At 66.8% G+C, this 21561-nt stretch carries 19 protein-coding genes and 1 pseudogene; 10 read left to right on the top strand and 10 right to left on the bottom strand.

Translation table 11 applies throughout. The features are described from left to right. The 3 genes from ACV7NQ_RS20665 to ACV7NQ_RS20655 all read left to right on the top strand — a co-directional run bounded on the left by ACV7NQ_RS20665 (position 1) and on the right by ACV7NQ_RS20655 (position 3256). Positions 1–774 carry a glutaminyl-peptide cyclotransferase gene (locus tag ACV7NQ_RS20665; protein WP_463361167.1) on the top strand — a complete coding sequence of 258 codons (774 nt, stop codon included), beginning with the start codon at positions 1–3 and terminating at the stop codon, positions 772–774. A gap of 80 nt (positions 775–854) precedes the next feature. Then, positions 855–2669 (top strand): MFS transporter, encoded by a 1815-nt coding sequence (locus ACV7NQ_RS20660; RefSeq protein WP_463361166.1) that lies wholly within the window; start codon positions 855–857, stop codon positions 2667–2669. Continuing rightward, positions 2666–3256 carry a DUF2771 domain-containing protein gene (locus ACV7NQ_RS20655; protein WP_463361165.1) on the top strand — a complete coding sequence of 197 codons (591 nt, stop codon included), beginning with the start codon at positions 2666–2668 and terminating at the stop codon, positions 3254–3256. The genes ACV7NQ_RS20660 and ACV7NQ_RS20655 overlap by 4 nt, the downstream gene beginning before the upstream one ends. 172 nt (positions 3257–3428) lie before the next feature. On the opposite strand, the gene ACV7NQ_RS20650 is transcribed toward ACV7NQ_RS20655, so the two are convergent. Beyond that, positions 3429–3854 (bottom strand): cold-shock protein, encoded by a 426-nt coding sequence (locus tag ACV7NQ_RS20650; protein WP_463365756.1) that lies wholly within the window; start codon positions 3852–3854, stop codon positions 3429–3431. Between the two features lie 199 nt (positions 3855–4053). Here ACV7NQ_RS20650 and ACV7NQ_RS20645 point away from each other — a divergent pair, with 199 nt between their 5' ends. After that, positions 4054–4296 carry a hypothetical protein gene (locus ACV7NQ_RS20645; RefSeq protein WP_463361164.1) on the top strand — a complete coding sequence of 81 codons (243 nt, stop codon included), beginning with the start codon at positions 4054–4056 and terminating at the stop codon, positions 4294–4296. Positions 4297–4667: 371 nt separating this feature from the next. Then, complete coding sequence (locus ACV7NQ_RS20640) at positions 4668–5315, top strand: resuscitation-promoting factor Rpf1 domain-containing protein (protein ID WP_463361163.1); 648 nt, start codon at positions 4668–4670, stop codon at positions 5313–5315. A 250-nt stretch (positions 5316–5565) separates the two neighbouring features. On the opposite strand, the gene ACV7NQ_RS20635 is transcribed toward ACV7NQ_RS20640, so the two are convergent. Next, entirely contained in the window at positions 5566–5754 is a 189-nt protein-coding gene (locus tag ACV7NQ_RS20635) for a hypothetical protein (RefSeq protein ID WP_463361162.1), read from the bottom strand. A 74-nt stretch (positions 5755–5828) separates the two neighbouring features. Here ACV7NQ_RS20635 and ACV7NQ_RS20630 point away from each other — a divergent pair, with 74 nt between their 5' ends. Then, entirely contained in the window at positions 5829–8126 is a 2298-nt protein-coding gene (locus ACV7NQ_RS20630) for a helicase-associated domain-containing protein (RefSeq protein WP_463361161.1), read from the top strand. Positions 8127–8142: 16 nt separating this feature from the next. On the opposite strand, the gene ACV7NQ_RS20625 is transcribed toward ACV7NQ_RS20630, so the two are convergent. Then, on the bottom strand, positions 8143–8664 hold the full coding sequence (locus tag ACV7NQ_RS20625) for an LppU/SCO3897 family protein (RefSeq protein WP_463361160.1): 522 nt from the start codon (positions 8662–8664) through the stop codon (positions 8143–8145). A gap of 207 nt (positions 8665–8871) precedes the next feature. Here ACV7NQ_RS20625 and ACV7NQ_RS20620 point away from each other — a divergent pair, with 207 nt between their 5' ends. Next, positions 8872–9702 (top strand): hypothetical protein, encoded by an 831-nt coding sequence (locus tag ACV7NQ_RS20620; protein WP_463361159.1) that lies wholly within the window; start codon positions 8872–8874, stop codon positions 9700–9702. Between the two features lie 7 nt (positions 9703–9709). Here ACV7NQ_RS20620 and ACV7NQ_RS20615 read toward each other — a convergent pair whose 3' ends face one another. The 4 genes from ACV7NQ_RS20615 to ACV7NQ_RS20600 form a co-directional block, all read right to left on the bottom strand. Further along, the gene (locus ACV7NQ_RS20615; RefSeq protein ID WP_463361158.1) at positions 9710–11098 is read right to left on the bottom strand and encodes a M1 family metallopeptidase; all 1389 of its coding nucleotides are present in this window, start codon (positions 11096–11098) and stop codon (positions 9710–9712) included. A 72-nt stretch (positions 11099–11170) separates the two neighbouring features. Continuing rightward, positions 11171–11809, bottom strand: a complete 639-nt coding sequence (locus tag ACV7NQ_RS20610) for a LysE family translocator (protein WP_463361157.1) — start codon at positions 11807–11809, stop codon at positions 11171–11173. Positions 11810–11862: 53 nt separating this feature from the next. Then, positions 11863–12531, bottom strand: coding sequence for a DUF3239 domain-containing protein (locus ACV7NQ_RS20605; protein ID WP_463361156.1), 669 nt, complete (start codon positions 12529–12531; stop codon positions 11863–11865). A gap of 41 nt (positions 12532–12572) precedes the next feature. Beyond that, a complete protein-coding gene (locus ACV7NQ_RS20600) occupies positions 12573–14246 on the bottom strand; it encodes a DNA repair helicase XPB (protein WP_463361155.1) in 1674 nt (557 codons plus the stop codon). A gap of 777 nt (positions 14247–15023) precedes the next feature. Between ACV7NQ_RS20600 and ACV7NQ_RS20595 the strand changes: the two genes are divergently transcribed. The 3 genes and pseudogenes from ACV7NQ_RS20595 to ACV7NQ_RS20585 all read left to right on the top strand — a co-directional run bounded on the left by ACV7NQ_RS20595 (position 15024) and on the right by ACV7NQ_RS20585 (position 17110). Beyond that, entirely contained in the window at positions 15024–15890 is an 867-nt protein-coding gene (locus tag ACV7NQ_RS20595; protein WP_463361154.1) for an NHL repeat-containing protein, read from the top strand. 138 nt (positions 15891–16028) lie between these two features. Then, positions 16029–16185, top strand: a pseudogene (locus ACV7NQ_RS20590) (enolase); the annotation flags it as partial. Between the two features lie 346 nt (positions 16186–16531). Continuing rightward, positions 16532–17110, top strand: coding sequence for a hypothetical protein (locus tag ACV7NQ_RS20585; protein WP_463361153.1), 579 nt, complete (start codon positions 16532–16534; stop codon positions 17108–17110). A 339-nt stretch (positions 17111–17449) separates the two neighbouring features. Here ACV7NQ_RS20585 and ACV7NQ_RS20580 read toward each other — a convergent pair whose 3' ends face one another. The 3 genes from ACV7NQ_RS20580 to ACV7NQ_RS20570 all read right to left on the bottom strand — a co-directional run bounded on the left by ACV7NQ_RS20580 (position 17450) and on the right by ACV7NQ_RS20570 (position 21337). Then, positions 17450–18628, bottom strand: coding sequence for a pyridoxal phosphate-dependent aminotransferase (locus tag ACV7NQ_RS20580; protein WP_463361152.1), 1179 nt, complete (start codon positions 18626–18628; stop codon positions 17450–17452). A gap of 424 nt (positions 18629–19052) precedes the next feature. Then, complete coding sequence (locus tag ACV7NQ_RS20575) at positions 19053–19976, bottom strand: sigma-70 family RNA polymerase sigma factor (protein ID WP_463361151.1); 924 nt, start codon at positions 19974–19976, stop codon at positions 19053–19055. 269 nt (positions 19977–20245) lie between these two features. Further along, positions 20246–21337, bottom strand: a complete 1092-nt coding sequence (locus ACV7NQ_RS20570; RefSeq protein ID WP_463361150.1) for a 3-deoxy-7-phosphoheptulonate synthase — start codon at positions 21335–21337, stop codon at positions 20246–20248. Between the last annotated feature and the right edge of the window lie 224 nt (positions 21338–21561).

Genomic DNA, 21561 nt, shown 5'->3' with positions numbered 1-21561 from the left:
ATGGAGCGCAATCGGCGTTCGTTGGCCGTCGCAGTACTGGTCAGCCTGCTCGCATTGACGGGATGCAGCGGCGCCGACGACGGAGCACAACGGATGAATATCCAGGTCATCGGCACCCGTCCACACGATCCGACGGCGTTTACCGAGGGCCTGGAGATCGATGGCAACGTGCTATACGAAGGCACGGGCATGCCGGGCGCGTCGAGTGTCCGCGCCACCGACCTGACCACCGGCGCCGAGTTGGCCCGAGTCGACCTGCCCGAGCAATACTTCGGCGAGGGCGTGACGCTGGCAGGCGACACACTCTGGCAGATCACCTGGCAGGACAACGTGGCCTTCGCCCGCGACCCGCGGACACTGGCCGAACGCGCCCGCGTGCGCTACGACGGTGAGGGCTGGGGCATCTGCACTCGCCGCGGCAGCCTGGTGATGAGCAACGGCACCAACAAGCTCACCTTCCGCGACCCGGTTACCTTCGCGCCCACCGGCACCGTCCTGCTCACCAGCCACCCCAACGTCCGCCTCAACGAACTCGATTGCGCGGCGGACGGTTCGGTGTACGCCAACGACTGGCCGACCGACAGGATCGTGCGCATCGATCCCGACACCGGCGCCGTCCTCGCCGACATCGATGCCCACGGGCTGCTCCCCACCACTGTCCGCGCGAATACCGACGTGCTCAACGGCATCGCCCAGATCCCCGGCACCGACCACTTCCTGCTGACCGGCAAGTACTGGCCGACCATGTTCGAAGTCGGATTCGCACCCGCCTGAATCGCGAGCCGCGTCACGTTTGCCCGACTCCTTGGAGCTCGAGTGAACCCGCCGCGACGAAGTACGACAGAATTGAATGCGTGACTACTCCGCGCGATCCTTCCGGCCCTGACCGTGGTCCGTGGGATGGCGAGGAGTCTCCGCCGGTCCAACGCCACCCCGGGTTCGACCGCTATCCGCCGCCCAACGCTCCCTCGACCCGCAGGCCACTGCCACCGCTGCAAGGCCCGCCGTCCACCCGGCCGCTCCCCGAGACTCGGCCTGAACCCGCCGGCGCCGCGGAGTTCGAGACCCGCCGCATGCACGGCGGGCGCCACGAACCGGTCGATCGGCCCGACCCCGACCTGCACAAGCACGGCGGGCAGCGACCCGACCCCGACCAGTACGCCGAACCGGTGACCGACGGCGCGGCGTCGGATGCCGCCGAGCCGCAACGTGCCCCCCGCAAGCCGACCGTCACCAGGGCCGCCGCCATGCGCGGCCAGGAGCTGACCAAGCGCGGTATCGCGAGCTTCCAACGAGCCGCCAAGGCGGACGGCGCCGACAAGTCCGGCCTCACCGCACTGACCTACGCGACCATGGCGAACTTCGCGCTCGATGCCGCGATCGCCGTCGCACTGGCCAATACCCTGTTCTTCGCCAGCGCGACCGCGGAGAGCAAATCGAAGGTCGCGCTGTATCTGCTGATCACCATCGCGCCGTTCGCGGTGATCGCGCCACTGATCGGACCACTGCTCGACCGGTTGCAGCGCGGCCGCAGATTGGCGCTTGCCGTCTCGTTCGCCCTGCGTGCGGGGGTCGCGGTGGCGCTGATCCTGGTGTTCGACACCTGGGCGCTCTATCCGCTCGCCCTCTGCATGATGATCGGGAGCAAATCGTTCTCGGTGCTCAAGAGCGCGGTGACGCCGCGGGTACTGCCACCCGATATCGATCTGGTCCGCACCAACTCACGACTCACCGTATTCGGACTGGTCGGCGGCACCATCGGCGCCGGTGCGGTCGCCGCGCTGGCCGCCGCGATCGCGGGCTCCAATGGCGCACTGGCCTTCGCCACTCTGATCGCCGTCGCGGGCACCTATTTGAGCCTGCGCATCCCGCGCTGGGTCGAGGTCACCGAGGGCGAGGTCCCGGCGACCCTCAGCTACCACGCCAACACCGAAGTGCTGGATGCGACAACCGAAACCGCGGTTCCGGCCCGGCGACGCAGGCAACCACTCGGACGCTCGGTCGTCACCGGGCTCTGGGGCAATAGCGCCATCCGGGTGCTGACCGGCTTCCTCACCTTCTATGTGGCCTTCGTCGCCAAGGCGACCGAGCACCGTCCGGTGCAACAGGCCGCCATGCTCGGTGTGGTCGGCGTCGCGGCGGCCATCGGTAACTTCACCGGCAACGCGACCGGCGCCAGGATCAAACTCGGCAAGCCCTCGCTGATCGTGCTCGGCTGCACCGCGGCATGCACCCTCGTCGCGCTGTTCGCGGTGTTCACGAACAACCTGCTCGGCGCGGGTCTGGCCACCCTGGTCGCCTCGGGAGCCAGCGCGTTGGCGAAGGTCTCGCTGGACGCCTCGATCCAGGACGACCTGCCGCCGGAGTCGATCGCGTCTGGCTTCGGCCGGTCGGAGACCGTGCTGCAACTCAGCTGGGTCGTCGGCGGCGCGGCCGGTGTGCTGCTGCCCACCGACTATTGGAAGGGTTTCGCGGTCGTGTCGGGGATACTCGTGATCGGCCTGATCCAGACGTTCGTCAGCTTCCGGGGTCATTCGCTGTTGCCTGGCCTCGGCGGCAACCGGCCGCAACACGCAGAGCAGGAAGTTCCGACAACGCGAGCGCACGAACCTCCCGAAGCAGGCCACACCCAACGCATTCAACGAGGGACGGGAGATCCCATCTGGTGAGCAAGCCCAAGACTCGCACCATCGTCGTGCTCGGCACGGCGGCTCTGCTGGTGTTCACGGCCGCGTTCGTCGGCGTCCTGGCCGTGCTGATCCGCAACGCACCCGCGCGGGAGCCGCAGCTCACCGCCTACTCCCACGGGACCACGGTCACCGTATCGCCCTTCGGGTACTGCACACCGCTGATGCGCGACTGCCGCATCCTGCCCGAACGCAGCGCGGATTCCGACACCGGCTCGGTATTCTCCCGACTCCCCTGCGGCGACCAGACCCCGGATTGCCTGACCGGCAAGACCGTTCGGCTGGAGGTGCCCCCCGGGTACCCGCTGCAGCTGTCGCTGCCGAAGAACATCGCCGAAGCACCGTGGATCGCCCGACTGGTCTACGCACTGCCCAACGGCGACTCCGTGGACCGCGTCATCAGCCGCAACGACTACCCCGATGGCGCGCTCAACCTGACCATCGACTCGAAGCCGGAACCGGAGCTGCGCCTCATCGGCGTCGAAATGCAGCTGCCGACCCTCGCCAAAGACGAGACAGGCAAAGAGTTCTACCTCCCGCATGCCGCCTGGTCCATCAGCACCACGTAGCCGGATCGGTCGGCCTTACCCAACCCCGACGCGCGAGTCTTACGAGCGCCGTTCGCGGCCCGGCTTGCGTCCGAGTGGCCGTTGCGATTGCGACACAGTCGCGAGCAGCGGTCGCTCGGACGCAAGCCCAAGGGGGCCGCGAACACGCCGCGCGGAGGCGCGGCAATCCACCTCAGTGATCGAGTTCGCGTGCGACGGCGCGTACGACCTCGGAAATGCGTTGCGCCGTCTTGCGATCCAGGTACTTGCCCTTGCGCAGGTCCGGCTGCACCTTCGCCTCGAGCAGGGTGATCATGTCCTCGACCATCCCGTGCAGCTCGTCCGGCGTGTGCTTGCGGGCGACAGGGTCCTTGTGGGCAGCGCGCTCGCGCTCATGGCTCTGGCGGATCGACGGCGGCGCCTCGAGTACCTTCAGGCTCAGCGCCTGCGGCCCGCGACGGCCCGCGGCCATCCCGAATTCGACGCGCTGCCCGGGCTTGAGCGCTTCGATGCCCTCAGGCAGCGCGGACGAGCGGACGTAGACGTCCTCACCCTCGTCCTGGGAAAGGAAGCCGAAGCCCTTTTCGACGTCGTACCACTTCACCCTGCCGGTCGGCACTGCGCTCACCCGTTCATCATCGGAACTCGAACCCCATCGGCCCGAGCACATCCATCTGCCCGGGATCTGCCCGCGAAACACCGCGAGCAGATCCTGTCAGTTTGCGAAAAGAACGCGCCCCACAGGCATGCAGGACGCGATTGCCGTCGAGTCTACCCCGGTGCCAATTACGCAAGCACATCAGTTTTACGGTCTTCGCGTGACGAACCCATCCGCGCCGCCACCTCCGAGCCGGCCTCCGCGCCGCGCAGGCGATCGGCTGTTGTACCTCGCATTGACCCTGTTCGCGATCGGGTTGCTGGCAATTGTCGCGATATTCCTGACACCGGTTCTCAGCGACTCGTCGCCGGGGCTCTGGCTGTATCCGACTGCCATGCTCGCGCCGCTCGGATTCCTCGTCGGCATCGTCTACGCACTACGGTCCGGCCGCCGCTCAAGGTGACGCGAACACGGTTACCCGGGGTAATCGTTACCAAATCCCAGATGTGATCCTCATCACATAACAGCGAGGTCACAGAGTGGTGACGACCCCCTATCGGCCCGCCCGAAACGCACCTAAGCTGCGCGGAAGCATCAAAACACGGATTGAGACCAGCCCGAGACCCGCGCATACACGCCGGTTACCAAATAGTGATTTTTCCCGCGGATCGTCGTAAGTTCTTACCCAGCCGGGACACCCGGCAACCACCGGCCCGCCGCACCAAGCCTCACCCCGCGGGTACCGGACCCCGACGGAAACAGGGGTGAGGGCGGACGGACAACCTCTCAGTCCGGACCACTTGCAGGTGCGTAGGAGAGGCAGAAGAACCCGATATGAGTGGACGCCATCGCAAGCAAACCGCCACCGGGCGCACTGTTGCCAAGGTCGCCGTTACCGGCGCCATCATCGGCACCGCCGGTGTAGCCCTCGCCGGCAACGCCGCCGCGGCACCGGACTCCGACTGGGATCGCCTCGCGCAGTGCGAGGCAGGCGGCAACTGGGGCATCAACACCGGTAACGGTTTCCAAGGCGGGCTGCAGTTCTCCCCCGGCACCTGGACCGCGCACGGAGGCGGCGAGTACGCCGCGACCGCCAACCAGGCCAGCCGTGAACAACAGATCGCCGTCGCCGAAAAGGTGCTGGCAACCCAGGGCTGGGGAGCCTGGCCCTCGTGCTCGGCCAACCTCGGCCTGAGCAGCGCGCCCACCCAGCGCATCGCGCCGCACACGCCCGACGCCGCGCCGCGCTGGCAGCCCTCCGAACCCTCCGAGCCCTCCGCCCCACAGCAGGTGCAGGCCGCTGACAGCTCGCAGCAGGTCTTCTCCGCCGTCGACCGCGCCGTCGCCGTGGTCCAGGCACAGGGCGTCCAGATTCCGCAGGAAGCCCTCGATTTCTTGAACAGCACCAAGTCGAACAACGTCAAGCTCGACCCCGCTGTCGTGAACTTCTTCGAGGCCAACAAGGGATTTCTCCCCGCCTGACCCCATCTCGTTCACAACGAGAGCCCCACATCAACGGCGATGTGGGGCTCTCGTTTTGTTCATATGAGTGCCCTACGAGCACGCGGGCAAGGCCGATCAGCGCAGCACAATGGCTGGTGCCATTTGCTACAGAGTCACGGCACCGGCCACTCGACGAGGAACACCATGTCGGGCCGGACGACGAGACTCGGGTGCGAGCGCAGCGGCCCGCGAACACGCAGCACCGCGGGCGCCGCAGATCCGGCAGACCTCAGCGGTTGATGACCGTGTTGGGGTGCATGTATGGCAGCTGCTCCGCCGGTACCGGAAACTCGGTGTCCTCGCCGTATGGCGAGAGCCCACCCGAACGGGCCGACGAGAGTTCGGTCACCGCGTGGTCACCGTCGGCCGTCTTGGGCCAGCCATTGTCGACATAGGGTTTCTTCGATTTGTTCACCACACCCTCATTCTGGCATGCGACCCGGCGCGCCACCGGTCCGACATAGGTGAGTCGTGCACCGTAGGCTGGATCGGATGACCGCGACCGACTCCCTGGCCGGATGGCTCGGCGCCCGCAGCGATGCCCAGCTCGTGGCTTTGCTCGAACTCCGGCCCGATCTGGCCGTGCCGCTGCCCTCGTCGATGACGGTGCTGGCCGCGCGCGCCGAACAGCGTGCGTCGGTGCTGCGCGCCACCGACGATCTCGACACGCTCGAGTTCGCGATCGTGGAAACCTTTGCGGTACATGGCGTCACCCGCTCGGACCGGGCAGCCACCCCGCTATCTCGCAGCGCATTGCACGTGCAGATGAACGAACGGGTGACCGCCGCCGCGCTGGACGCCGCGCTGGAGCGATTGACCGAACGCGCCTTGATTTGGACCGACGGCAAGGACCTGCATCTGGTCCCGGCCGCCGTCGAGGCGCTGCCCTGGCCGATCGGCAGCACCACCGAGATCCCCGATTCACTCACCGAACCGGAGGTGGTCGCCGCGCTCGCACAGATCGTACCGGGCGAGCGGGCGCTGCTTGACAAGCTCGCCACCACCGGCCCGCGCGGGCGCACCAGGGACGCCGCACCGGGCACACCTGCCGACCGACCGATCCAACAGCTGCTGACGCGCCGCCTGCTGCACTGGATCGACGACGAGACGGTCGAACTGCCGGTCACCGTCGGCCAGGTATTACGCCGGGAGCCGGTGACGCACCCACATGCCCTTACGCCGCCCCTGCCGCGGCTGTCGAAGCAGACCTCGGCGGAGGTGAACGCGGTGGCGGCGGGCGAAGTGGGCGAGCTGCTGCGGCACTGCACGGATGTACTGGAGGCGCTGGCCCAGGCGCCCGCCCCCGCATTGCGGGCGGGTGGGCTCGGCGTGCGCGAGTTGCGCCGCATCGCCAAGCAGACCGGTGTCGACGAGGCGCGGGCGGGGCTGCTTGTCGAATTGCTCGCGGCGGCAAAGCTGGTCGAGAAGGGCCTACCGGACCCGGCGCCGGATTTCGACTCCACCGACGACTTCTGGGCGCCAACCCCCGCCTCGGACGCCTGGCGGGCGGCGCCGCCAGCACGGCGCTGGGTGACGCTCGCGCTGGTCTGGCTCGACCTGGACCGGATGCCGTGGATGATCGGCATGCGCGACGCCAACGACAAACCGCTCGCGGCGCTCTCGATAGAGCTACGCACCCCGCACGCGCCACGCGACCGCCGCGCCATCCTGAACCTGCTCGCCGCATATCCGTCCGGCACCGCACTCGATCCGGCCGATATCGGCCGGATCATGGCCTGGCGTCAACCGCGGTGGCGCAGGCATTTTCGCTCGGAGGCAGTGCAGCCCACCCTCGCTGAGGCCGCCGCGCTCGGCTTCGTGGGGCGAGGCGCGCTCGGTTCACCAGCGAGGGCACTGCTACACGACGCGTCGACCAGCGCGGCCGACGCCGAGGCGGCGATGGAGTCGGCACTGCCCGCACCCATCGACCATGTGCTTGTCCAGGCCGATCTGACTGTGATCGCGCCGGGCCCGCTGACGCCGGAGCTACAGCAGCAGATCGCGCTGGTCGCCGATATCGAATCCGCAGGGGCTGCAACGGTTTACCGAGTCGGCGGCACCTCGGTTCGGCGCGCACTGGATGCCGGGATGACGGCCGCCGAACTGCACGCGCTGTTCACGACGCACTCCCGCACGCCGATTCCGCAGGCACTTACCTATCTGATCGACGACGCGGCCCGCCGCCACGGACAGCTCCGGGCCGGAATGGCGCAGTCGTTCGTGCGCAGCGACGATCCCGCGCTGCTGGCGCAGGTGCTCGCCGCACCGATCGCGAGCACTCTCGCGTTGCGGGGCATCGCCCCCACCGTCGCCATCGCGCAGGCCCCGCTCGGTGAACTGCTGGAGCACCTACGGGCGGCCGGATTCGCGCCTGCCGGAGAGGATTCGGCGGGCACGATCGTCGATCTGCGCCCGCGTGGCGCCCGCATCGCGGTTCGGCCGAACGCACGGCAGCCCTATCGGCCGACACCGCCGAGCACCGACCAGCTGGGGCTGCTCGTGGCGGAATTGCGGGCGGGCGAGCGCGCTGCCAGCGCCCGCAATGGCCAGGCGGTACGCACCGACGGCACCCGAACCAGTACCGCCGCGACCCTGGCGTTGCTGCAATTGGCGGCGCGGGTGCGGCGGTCGGTCAATATCGGCTATGTCGACGCCCAGGGCATCGCCACCCAGCGCGTGGTCGAGCCGTTGAAAGTGGGCAACGGCCAGCTCGATGCGCTGGACCCGGTGACCGGCGCGGTCCGGCACTTCACATTGCACCGGATCGCGTCGGTCGCATTACTCGAATAATCGGGTCGGCCGGTGCTCAGCCCTTGGGCTTGCCGAGGCAGAAAGTCGTCTTGGGATCCGAGACGGTGATGAACTTGTCGGAGTCCGAGCCGCAGAGCAATTCATCGACCTGACCGTCGATCCGCTGGATCACCTTGAAGGTGGCGTCGGTGGCGGCGCAGTCCGAGAACTGGTATCCGGTGAGGTTGTTGTCGATGTAGCAGCTGCCCTGTTTGAAGTTCGGCGCCAGGCACAGGAATGCGGTGGTGCCACCGTTGCGCGTCTCTTCGTAGGAGGTGTAGTCCTTCGCGCAGTCGGTCTTCTTGTCGTAGGTCTGCACAATCTTGTACACAGCCTTTTCCGACGAACAATCGACCGGCTCGGTTTTGGAATCGGCCGCGGAGCCCTTGATGACATTGATACAGTCACCGACTTTCGCCTTGGCCGTGTCGGACTTGCTAGCCCCGTTGATCGCCGAACAACCGGTCACCGCGACCGCAGCCACCACCAGGAGGGCAAGCACAATACGTGCCAGCAGCCTCGTTCCTGGGAACTTCACCTGAGGACCTCTCTCACCGCACACGTTCACGGCAGTCGTGAACGCGGAGAGGATACCCTCATGTTTGTCGCAGCCGCATCAGCACCCGGGATGACCTTTGGTGAGCCCGGCCTTTCCGGGGTGGGTGTTTCAGTGCGGGGCGTACAGCGTTCATGCAATCCGTGCACTCTGTCGCCCGGAAACCTCAGATCGTTACGCTTGGAAAGTATGACCCTCGATGAGGTTGCCGTCGACATGTACAGGCTCGACCCAGCCGAGTTCGTCGCGGCGCGAGCTGCACGGGTCAAGGAAGCCAGGGACGCGGGCGACAAGGAACTGGCCACGGCCATCGGCAAGCTGCGCAGGCCAACGGTCACCGCATGGACGGTGAACCTGCTGGCTCGCACCGTGCCCGAGGAGGTCGACGCCCTGCTGCGGCTCGGCGCCGCGCTGCGCTCCGCACAGCGGCAACTATCGGGTGCGCAGCTGCGCAGCCTGACCACGCAGCGCCAGCAGGTGGTGAACGCCCTCGCCAAGCGGGCCGGGGCGCTGGCCGCCGAGCACGGCCATCCGGTCGGCGAGGGGGTGCTGCGCGAGGTGGGCCAGACGCTGAGCGCGGCGCTCGCCGATGCCGAGGTGGCCGAGCAGGTTCGCACCGGGACGCTGGCCACTGCGGCGACGTACGAGGGCTTCGGCCCGGCCGGGCCCACCTTGACCGCGGTCGACGACGCGGACACCGACGACGCCGCAGCAGAGCCCGAGCCCGCGCCGGAGGCCGGCTCGCGCCAGGAGCTGGACGAAGCGCTCGAAGCTCTCGAATCCGCCCGCGAGGCAAGGGATTCAGCGCATTCGGCGGCCGAAGAGTCGGCGAATCAGTTGGCCGAGAGCGAATCTCGGCTCGCGGCGCTGCGCGAGGAGCTCACCCACGCCGAGCAGCAGAAGCAGTTCGCCCGCACCGCCGAACGGGCCGCACAGGACCAATTGCGTTCTGCTCAAAAGCAACTCGATCGGGTCGAGCGGTGGGTGGAGCGGGCGCGGGAGCGCGTCGACAACGAGTGACACGCGCCTATCCGCTTAGCGAACCAGGGAACAGGTACTCGTCAGCGGGCACGGTCGTCTGATTGAGCCAGGCGCCGAAGAACCCGGTCAGGTCGGTTTTGGATTTCGACTGCATGAAGGTGCGGAATTCCGGCATCGAGGCGTTGCCGTAGGCGTGCGCGGCGTTGAATTCCCGGACGGCGGCGAAGAATACGTCGTCACCGAGCTGTTTGCGCAGTGCGTGCAGGAACAACGGGCCACGGTAATAGACCGAGGTGAATTCGTTTCCGGCGCCCGGGTTTTCCAATGGAATATCCCAGAACTTCTGCACGTCACGGTATTTCTGGATAGTCTTTCGGTATACGGCGTCGACGTCGACGCCGTCCTTCCGCTCCCGCCACAGGTACTCGGCGGTGTAGCTGGCGAAGCATTCGTTCAGGCAGATGTCCGACCATTGGCGCACCGACACCGAATCGCCCCACCATTGATGGGTGATTTCGTGCACCACGGTGTCCAGGTCGGTCCACGGCGCGTAGATCGGGCGGGTCTGGGTTTCCAGCGAGAACCTGATGTCGGCATCGACGAAGATTCCGCCCGCGGCATCGAACGGATAAAGGCCGTACAGCGATTCGATGAAGTCCAGTATCTCCGGCAGCCGCTGCTCGTTGTCCCTGTTGCGCTCGGCATCCGGGGCGAAGGCGCTGATCAGCGGGGTGCCGTTGGCACGGAACTGCTCAAGGAAGCTGAACCGATCGATCGCGATGGTGGTCAGATAGCCGAGCACAGGCTGGTGCGTTTCCCAGCCGACCGTCCGCTTGCCGCCGGTGACCGTGTCCTGCGTCCGGACGCCGTTGGAGATCACCTCCCATTCGGCGGGGACGGTCGCGTGCAGCGCAAAAGTGGCCTTGTCCAGCGGTGTGTCATTGAGCGGGTACCAGGTGGCGGCGGAATGCGGTTCGCCGGCGACGAACGCGCCGCCGCTCGGCGCGATGATCCAACCCGCGCCCGGCGCGTCCGCGGCCGGGCCCGCGTAGTCCACGGTCACCGTGAACGGCAGGCCGGGCAGCAGCGGCAGCAGCGGTGTCACGGTGAGCTCGTGGTCGCCGTTGCGGTCGAATCCGGCGGGCAGGTTGTTCACCGACACCATCCGCACGGCCGGGCCGTTGAAGTCGAGGTTGAACGCCCGCAGTGCCTGCGTCGCGATCGCGTCGATCCGGGTGGTCGCGGTGAGCTGATGACTGGGCGGGTCGTAGTCGAGGGTGACGTCGTAGTTGCGGACGTCGTAGCCGCCGTTGCCATCCAGCGGGTAGTACGGATCGCCCAACCCCGGCGCGCCGACCAGCGGATCGGCGTTCGCGGACGAGACCGTCACAAGCGCACCGGCCACCGCGACGCACAACAAGCCGGACAACCGCATTCGACTACCACCCCTTTTCCCGCCCCCCTGATTCCGGTACCGGCATACCGGCCTCGGTGGATGGTAGCCGCTTCAATCAGCGCTGCCGGTCAGCGCCACCGACGCGCCGAGGCTGAAGATCATCATTCCGCCCGCTCCGCCGATCGCTTCCAGGCGGCGCGGCGACCGCGCGAACCAGGACCGAGCCGACGCGGCGAGCAACCCCCAGGCGCTGTCGGAGACCAACGCGATCGCCAGGAAGATGCTGCCGAGAATCAAGATCTGCAGCGGCAGCGCGCCGGCCTCCGGCGCGATGAAGTGCGGAAGCACCGCCGCGAAGAAGACGATCGCCTTGGGGTTGGTCAGCCCGACGAGGATGCTCTGACGGAACACTCGAGCATCGACCACCGGGTCGATATGCGCGCCCATCGCGTCTCGCAGCGACTTGCGCTGCCGGATCGCCTGAATCCCGAGATACATCAGATACAGGGCGCCGGCGAACTTCACCGCGGTGAGCGCGATCGCCGATGCCGCGAGCAGCGCGCCGAGGCCAATTGCGACGAGCAGCAACGCGACGAAGACCCCCGCGGCGTGTCCGAGTACCGAGACCAGGGCGGCGCGGCGGCCGAGGGCGAGGGCCCGACCGATCGTGAACAGCACCCCGGGACCGGGAATGATGATGATGAGAAACGATGCTGCGATGAACTCCAGCAGATTGGTCGTGGGCACCATCTACCGAGTCTATGCGGCGGCACAACCCGAATTCTGGAAGATCACAGCGCAACTCACGCGCGCAGATCGTCGGGCAACTGATGCGGATCGAGCAGTAGGCGCTTGGTCGAGGTGCGGCGCACTTTGTCGGTGAGCGCGAGATTGTCGGTGAGCAGCCGCCATTCGGTCTCGTTAATCGCGGCGCAGGCCCGTTCGATCACCGTCCCGTCGCGGGTGCCCCACGCGATCGGCATGGCACTGACCGACTGCCACCGCTCCCCCACCTGCCGCGGCGCCCGATCGGTTCGCACCGCGACCGAGGGCACCCGTTCACCCGCCCGCATTTGGTGGCCGGGCAGGTCTCGAACCTTCCTGATCACGAAGGCATAGCGCGGATCGGTCGCGTCCGGCTTCGAGACATCGACAAGGGCGAGCAGCACCACCCCGCTCGGGTGCGTCTCGGAGACCACCGCGGGGACGAGTTCCCCGTCGGCGTACAGCTTGTCGATGCTGGACCGGTGCGGCGTCCACAGCGCTACCCACAGCGCGGTCACCGCACCGAGCACGAAGGCGACGGCCAGCAGATAGGCCCACGGATGGTCCAGCCAGATCAGGAGGGCAGTGCCGGTCGCGGCGATGATGGAGGCGGCGATGGCCATGACGCGCAGACGACGCAGGTCGGCGAACACCTCATTGACCGCATGGGCATGCCTGCGGTCAACCGCGAATTCGAAGCGTCGCACGTTTCACTCCTAGCACAGGTTGCGGAGGACGACGCCTCCGCTTATCCGATGGCCGGTCCCAGCAAGTCGTCGGCATCTGTAATGCGATAGGCATACCCCTGTTCGGCGAGAAAGCGCTGGCGGTGTGCGGCGTATTCGGCGTCCAGGGTGTCACGCGCGACGACCGAATAGAAGTGGGCTTGGCCACCATCCTGTTTCGGCCGCAACAGCCGACCGAGTCGCTGCGCCTCTTCTTGACGCGATCCGAAGGTTCCCGAAACCTGCACCGCCACAGAGGCTTCCGGCAGGTCGATGGAGAAATTCGCGACCTTGCTCACCACCAGAACGGGAATCTCACCCCGCCGGAATGCCTCGAAGAGTTCTTCGCGCTCTTTGTTTTTCGTAGAGCCCTTGATCACCGGCGCGTTCAGCTCGGCGCCGAGTTCATCCAGTTGATCCAGGTACGCACCGATCACCAGCGTCGGCGCATCCTGGTGCTGGGCCAGGATCGATTCCACCACAGCGATTTTCGTGTGTGCCGTCGAGCACAGCTTGTAGCGCTCCTCCGGTTCGGCGGTCGCGTAGGCCATCCGTTCGGCGTCGGTCAGGGTCACTCGGACCTCGACACAGTCGGCCGGGGCGATCCAGCCCTGCGCCTCGATGTCCTTCCACGGTGCGTCGTAACGCTTCGGGCCGATCAGCGAGAACACGTCGCCCTCGCGGCCGTCCTCGCGCACCAGCGTCGCGGTGAGGCCGAGGCGGCGGCGGGACTGCAGGTCGGCGGTCATCCGGAACACCGGCGCGGGCAGCAGGTGCACCTCGTCGTAGATGACCAGTCCCCAATCGCGGCTGTCGAAGAGCTCCAGATGCTTGTACTCGCCCTTGGTGCGGCGGGTGATCACCTGGTAGGTCGCGATGGTGACCGGCCGGACCTCCTTGCGCTCGCCGGAGTACTCGCCGATCTCGTCCTCGGTCAGCGAGGTGCGCGCCAGCAGCTCGCGACGCCACTGCCGACCCGCCACGGTGTTGGTGACCAGGATCAATGTCGTCGCCTTCGCCTTGGCCATCGCGGCCGCGCCGACCATCGTCTTGCCGGCGCCACACGGCAGCACCACCACACCGGACCCGCCCGCCCAGAAGGAATCCGTGGCCATCTGCTGGTAATCGCGCAGGTGCCAGTGGCCGCCGGTGTAATCCAGGTCGATCTGATGCGCCTCACCGTCGACGTAACCGGCCAGATCCTCGGCGGGCCAGCCGATCTTCAGTAACATCTGCTTGATCCGGCCACGCTCCGACGGATGCACCACCACCGTGTCGTCGTCGAGGCGGGCGCCGAGCATCGGCGCAATCTTCTTGTGCCGCAGCACTTCCTCGAGCACCGCCCGATCCAGGCTCACCAGGACCAGCCCGTGCGCTGGATGCTTCACCAGCTGCAGCCGCCCGTAGCGGGCCATGGTGTCCACGATGTCCACCAGCAGCGGTTGCGGCACCGCATACCGCGAGTAACTGACCAGGGCATCGACCACCTGCTCGGCGTCGTGCCCCGCCGCGCGCGCATTCCACAGCGCCAGCGGCGTCACCCGGTAGGTGTGCATATGCTCCGGGGCGCGCTCCAACTCGGCGAACGGCGCGATGGCCTGCCGCGCCCCGTCGGCCAACTCGTGGTCGACCTCCAGCAGCAGCGTCTTGTCGCTCTGAACGATCAGAGGACCGGTGTCCTTCTCGCCATTGGCCATCAGCCTACGATATCGACCCAAACCGACAACCACGCACCAGCGAGTCGACTGGGCTTCATGACCTGCGGCAACCTTGTCAGCTGGGATAAGGTTTGGACCGCGTCGAAGATCCGGCCGGGCCGATCTGAGCGAGCCGGCCATACCCGCATATTCATCAGCACAGTGTGCACGAACCCCGGGTTGTCGAAGTCCAGGCCACCAGCGGCGTACTCCCAGCGCGCGTCGAACCGAACCGCTCGACAGCTTCCCGATCCGACAGTCCTTCGATGCGCTGCAGCACCACCATCACCACCGCCACGATCATCGGCGGCACCGACCGACGCCCCACATCGGTGAACAGATCGGCGACCGCCTCGTTCCCGGTCCGGATCTGAAAAGCTCGTGGTCGTTGACATCGTTGATGACGCGGATATGTTGATGCGGCACTGCAAGTGGATCATCCTCGAGATCCGTGTGACCGCGGTGCGCAAGTTCGCCTGACCGTGTCGGGCAACGCTGTTGTCGATCTGTTCACTCCCGGCGGTGCGGCCGCTTTGTGGCGTCCGTGCCGAGGGGTGCGCGCATTGCCCACCCCGACGAGTGAGTGGTTTTTCGCTGTACCCGCACGGGGTCCCTGTGCGGCCTGTTCCGTAGTCGATACCTCAGCGTGTCGTCGCCCTAGCGTGGCGGCCGCGTCTGTGAACCATGTCGAGAACAACAGAGAGTGAGATACAGAGCGTGAACCTGCATTTCCGTCAGGCCCGGGGTGGCCGACGTCTCGCCGCCGGGGCGAGGTCAGTGAGCAGGGTGCTGGCCGCGGCCGCGACGGCCCCATTGGCGCTCGTGACAGCAATCGCGGTTACCGCCAGCGGCCCCGCCGCCGCGACGCCCCCAACGAATATGCTTTTCATCGCCGAAAATAGCAACGGCATAGCGGTTTCGCTGCCGGTGAGCGGCGGCACACCCACCACTCTGGCCCAGGGCATGGATCATCCGTACGGGTTGGCGCTGTCGGGTAACACCCTCTACATCGCCGTGCCCGGCACCGACACGATCGTTTCGGTGCCCACCTCCGGCGGCACCCCCACGACTGTTGCCACGCTGACCGGCAGCAGCCCTTTCGGTATCGCCGTGTCCGGCACCACCCTCTACGTCACCGAAGGCACCGGCGACGTGGTTTCGTTGCCGGTGACCGGCGGCACACCGACCATCCTGGCTACCGGCCTGCCGAATCCGCAAGGTATCGCTGTGTCCGGCAACACCCTCTACATCGCCGAAAACGCCGGCGCTGGTGCGGTGGTCTCGTTGCCGGTGACCGGCGGCACGCCCACGCCTTTGGTTTCCCTGATCAACCCCTCCGCCCTCGCCGTGTCCGGCAACACCCTCTTTGTCGTCCAAAGCGCCGGACCGGTGGTTTCGGTGCCGACGACCGGCGGCATCCCCACCACCCTGACCACCCTGCCGAACCTCGGCCAAGGTATCGCCGTGTCCGGCACCACGGTGTACATCACAGTAGATAACGGCGAGGTGGTCTCGCTGCCGACGACCGGCGGCACGCCCACCGTCGTCGCCACCGGCCTGAGCAACCCCGCCGGTATCGCGGTGGGACCCGGACCCAGCCAGTGCACGGGTTCGGTGTGCCTGTCCACCGGTTCCAGCGGCTAAGTCCTCGACGCAAATTCCCACGCACGGCGGTCTATACGACACGTACAGACCGCCGTGCGCCGCATTTGTGAGAACCACCACAGGTTTCGGATCGCCAGCCCCGCGAACAGCGGATGGCATCCGCGTTGAGGTGCCAGACGGACCGGCTTCACCGGCTCGCAGCGCACCCACCATCTCGTCCAAGGACTGGGGCTCGATGTCGTCATGGGCAACCCAGGTCGATGGCCAGCTCGGCACTGCCTGCACAGTCGCCTTCGGCACGGCCTACCAGCTCACCTCACGCCGTGCGGGCGAGCGGGTCCTGGATCTCCACGTCGATCCGCCTACCGATGGCCGGGTGATCTGCGTCGACGAGTTCGGGCCGCGAAGTGCCGGACTGAGCCTGCGATTATTTTGTAGCAGACATCGAGGACCCCCGATGGGACGGGGCAGGGCGGAAAACCGCAGCTCGCAGAGCTGCGACCTAGCGACTACCGCCGGGACCAGGGGCGCGGATCGGGAAGCGACCCGGGCCGAGTTGCAGCTAGCAGGTACACGCACAGTCGGGGTGGCGGGATGCCTGATGGAGGCCAGCACCGACGACAAAAGGCATGCGGCGAGACGATTCTGAAGGTCCACAGGGCAATTCAAGGAGTCTCGACATGGTCATGTCCAAAGAAGCCGTCATATCCCAAGAAATCACCCAAGTCCCCGCCCGTGCATCAGCGCAGACCCGCATCCGTGCTGGCGCAACGACGGGCGAGCACGCGCCAGAACTTGCGACGTGGTCGGGCGGCCCCGTTGGCGACCTGATCATCGAGCACATCAACGCTCTGCATGTCACACAGCTCACAATTACCAACCCGCACTCCGCTGAGTTCGCGGCCAGGGTAAATGGCGGAACCCGCGGAGAACGGTGGAGGTTGACCTGGCTGCCCGAAAGGGTGCTGACCCGCAAGCAAGTGTTCAGCGCCATGGTTCTCGATGAGATTCTCATCGCTCACGAGCTCGACAGCGGCACCATGCTACAGGTCATGAGTGCCCTGGCTGCCGAACTCGCGATGCCGCTGCACCAACTCCTCCGCCGCCTGTCTTCGCATCAAGAAGGAAGACCCCGAACCGCGCGGCACCGCGGATCGGCAACGTCGAGCTCACCCATAGACCGTGACGCCGAACGGGATCACCTCCACCTTGTCGTCCATCAGGCCACTGCAGGATCGACTCGCTTACGCTTCAGGTAGGCGATGGTGTCCGCACCGCAGTACCGGTAACCCTGCCGGAGATCTGGACGAACGGACGACTCCAGGGGGGTGAGTCCACGCACGAATGCGAGGCAGTAGGGCTCGAAGTGGTCCTCGTCGATCCATGCATAGTCGGCCGTAACGGCGGCAGGTGCGGCCATCCCGTGGACTCTATGAGACGCGCCGGTAACCAGGGTGTCACCGAGCTCACAGCGCCCCCTTCCAGCAGGGTGCACTCGGAAGGGAGCGGATTCATGGCCGCCGGACTGGACATTATGGCGACACAGATCGACACATATCGGGACGAAGAGTCCGCCTGACCTCCCGGTTCGCCACGCGTCAGCTCACCCGCTCGCCCGCCCGTAGGCGACGCACGCCTTCGTCCAGGATTTCGTCCCGCTTGCAGAAGGTAAAGCGCACCAGCCGTTTCCACGCCTCGGTGTCGTCGGCGAAGACACTGACCGGGACGGCTGCGACGCCGATGCGTTCGGGCAGTTGCCTGCAGAAGGCGAGCCCGTCGGACGCTCCCATCGGAGTGATGTCCGCGCAGACGAAGTAGCCGCCCGCGCTCGCTTTCACCGCGAAACCGGTCTCGGCCAGTGCCGCGGAGAGCCGAAGACGCTTCTCCGACAGGGTGTCTCGCAGCCCTGCCACCCAGCCGAGCTCATTGTTCAAGGCGTGCGCGACGGCAGGCTGGAACGGCCCGCCCGCCACGAAGGTCATGAACTGCTTGGCGGCGAGCACGCCATCGATGAGGTTCGCCGGGCCGCATGCCCAGCCGGTCTTCCAGCCTGTGACGCTGAAAGTCTTTGCTGCACTGGATACCACGACCGTGCGCTCGGCCATGCCCGGCAGCGTGGCGAGGCTGATGTGCTCGGCGCCGTCGTAGACGAGATGCTCGTACACCTCGTCGGTGAGCACCAACAGGTCGTGCTCGCAGGCTATTTCGGCGATCGCCGTCAGATCGGCGCGGTCCAGGATGGTTCCGGTCGGGTTGTGCGGCGAGTTCACCACTAGCATCCGGGTCGCGGGGGTGATCGCAGCGCGCAGACTGTCCAGGTCGAGGACGAAGCCGTCACCGTCGGCGACGAGGCGGGCCGTGCGCCGACGCGCACCCGCCAGTGCGACCGAGGCCGCATAGGAGTCGTAATAGGGCTCGATCAGCACGACCTCCCGGCCGGGCTCCACCAGGCCGAGCATGGCGGCGCTGATCGCCTCCGTCGCACCGACCGTGACCAGCACCTGGGTGTCGGGGTCGTACTGGGTGCCGTAGCGGCGGGCCCGGTCGTCGGCGACGGCGCGGCGCAGCACCGGCATGCCGCGCCCGGGCGGGTACTGGTTCAGGCCGTCGGCAATGGCGCGCCGGGCGACCTCGAGCATGCCTGCCGGGCCATCGGTGTCGGGAAAGCCCTGGCCGAGGTTGACCGCATTGTGGCGGACGGCGAGCTCGGTCATCTCGGCGAAAATCGTCGAGGCAAAGGGGCGCAGGCGGGCAACGGTGGCAGGTCGCGAGAGCATAAACGGAGAGTAACCCAGCGATCGCTATTGTTGCGATTAGATAGCGAAAGGCTATGTTTCGCTTAAATTTAGACTTCTACCTGCATTGTTTTGCGTTATCCCAACGGCGGCCAGCCTCACCATGTTCTACCTCACATCTCGCCGACGCAGCTTGAAGGGGCGATTATGGCCTCGTACCTCGACCTTGTACTGCAGCCGGCCGCGTCGGAGGTCGCCGGATCGGTACTCGGTTTCCTCCGCGACATCGCACACGATCTGATCGCCAGATAGTCCTATGGTTCCTCGACCGGGGACCAGGGCCCCGGATCGTCGGTCGGCAACGGCGGCCCTCGGGTCATCGACCGGCAACTCGTTCTACGGCTGGACCATCCCGTTGTGACAGGGCGACGCCCGGCCGGACGATGAGGGCCCGGCCCGGCGTCGTTCACCCGAGGTGGAGGCCCGACAACTTATCGGGATTGGCCACATCGTAAGCGCCCCATACCAATCCGTCGCGCACCGCGAAGCCCATGACCCGCTTGCGATGCCCGCTGAGCACATCATCAGGCTCGGCCTGGGTCAGCACGAGGCCCAGTTGGCCGTTGACCACGGCGAATTCGAGTTCCAATGCCGGTTTATCGATGGACCCGTCGAGCCCGTACCTGTGCACGAGGCCGAGGGAGAACCGGGCGATCCGGTCCGCGCCGCCGATCACATTGATCGCGGTGGGGGTGGTGCCGTTCGCATCGCCGATCATCACCGAATCCGGGTGCAGTGCAGCGGTTACCGCAGCGACATCGCCGGAACTCAATGCCACCAGCAGGCGCCGCACGGCGGCTTCGTGCTCGGTATCGGCCACCGGCTCCGGCGTATGCGCCACGGCCTTTCTGGCGCGGACGGCCAGTTGCCTGGCCGCATCGGCCGAGATGTCGAGAATGTCGGCGATCTCGTCGAACGGCACCGAAAGGCCGTCGTGCAGAACGAAAGCAACGCGCTGCGCCGGCGTCAGGGAATCCAGCACGACCATTGCGGCGAAGCGGTATTCCTGTTTGCGGACCACCACATCCAGGGGATCCGGCGTACTGGACGGCATGATGGCGGTCACCACCGGCTCCGGCAACCATTGCCCCACGTAGCTTTCCCGGCGCACCGCGGCACTGCGCAAGCGGTCCAAGCAGATTCGACTCACCACGGTGGTCAGCCAGGCGCGCAGATCCTCGATCCCGGACTGGCGTGCCCCCGCCAGCCGCAGCCAACTCTCCTGCACCGCATCCTCGGCATCGCCGACGCTGCCTGTCAACCGGTATGCGACGGAAAGCAGGTGTGCCCGATGCGATTCGAACAAGTCGGCGAGAAGAGCGGCAACCATCGGTCCGATTCTACGGTCTCGCGGAGGGTGTCTTTACCACGCCTCCCTCGGGTCCGCCATTCGAAATCCCGATGAACCGGTCGCCGCCCACATGACACCATGCTCGAATGGAGCAGCGCCGGCTGGGCGCCCGCTTGTCCACCGACCCCACTGGACCCGCGGATGGCTGGCCGCCCGGAGTCTGAGCCCGGCCGGGATCCACCCTCAGCCCCGGCTTGCGCCGGGGTGACGGGCGGTAATACCGATACTGACCGAAAATCCTTGTGGTGTCAGAGGTTTCGACGCTGCGCGACCGCGCCGGCCAGCCGGTCGAGCTGGCGAGCGGTGGTCTCCCAGTCGAGGCAGGCGTCGGTAATGGACTGACCGTAGGTGAGCTCATCGGCGTGACCGAGGGTCAGGTCCTGGCGACCCTCGACGAGGAAGCTCTCCAGCATCACGCCGACGACGCCGGGCTCACCGGCGCCCAATCGACCAGCGATATCGGTGACCACGTCGACCTGCTTGTTGTGGTCCTTGTTGCTGTTGCCGTGGCTGGCGTCCACCACGAGCCGCTGCGGCAGCGACGCCTTCTCCAGCCGTATGCAGGCCTCGGCGACCGAGGTCGCGTCGTAGTTGGGGCCGGTGCTACCACCGCGCAGGATCACGTGGCAGTCGGGATTGCCGGAGGTGCGAATCAGCGCCGCCCGACCGTCCAGGTCGGTGCCGGGGAACACGTGGCTCGCGGCGGCGGCACGCACACCGTCGACCGCCACCTGCACGTCACCGTCTGTGCCGTTCTTGATGCCGACCGGCATGGACAGCGCACTGCTCAGCTGGCGATGCACCTGGCTGGCCGCGGTGCGCGCACCGATGGCGCCGTAGGACACCAGGTCCGCGATGTACTGCGGGGTGATCGGGTCGAGGAATTCGCACGCCACCGGCAGGCCGAGGGCGGTGATGTCGACTAGCAGCTTGCGGCCGAAGCCGAGGCCGGTGTTGACGTCGAAGGAGCCGTCCAGGTGCGGATCGTTGATCAGCCCCTTCCAGCCGAGGGTGGTGCGCGGCTTTTCGAAGTACACGCGCATCACCACGTGTAGCCGGTCGTCGAGCTCGGCGGCCTTGGCGGCCAGGCGGCGTGCGTAGTCCAGCGCGGCAGCGGGATCGTGCACCGAACACGGTCCGACGATCACCATCAGGCGGTCGTCGTCGCCGTTGAGCACATCGACGGTGCCCTTGCGGCCTGCGCGGACGGTATCACCGAGCGCATCGGTAATGGGGTGCACGCGGCGCACCTCGGCCGGTGAGCGCAATGGGCTCACACTGAGGGTGCGTTGATCATCGAGATCGGAATGCCGCGCATCGACGTCGGCTGCGGTAGTCATCGTGTGGGTTCCTTTTCATCAGGCCGACCCACGGACTGAAACCCGTCGAGCCGGTCTTCATCCGGCTCGGGGTGGAGGTTGGTCAGCGCAGCAGGTTGCCGCAGACCGACCCATCCGGGGCCGGCTTGCTAAACCAGAAATACACGCGCTGCACGTCGGGAACAGTACCAGGCTGTGTTGGATTGCAGCGCGGGCGCTGCGTGTTCGCGGCCCTGAGGTCTCGC

Source organism: Nocardia sp. Tas62D01 (assembly GCF_055232035.1).
This window is presented reverse-complemented; position numbering and strand designations above follow the sequence as displayed.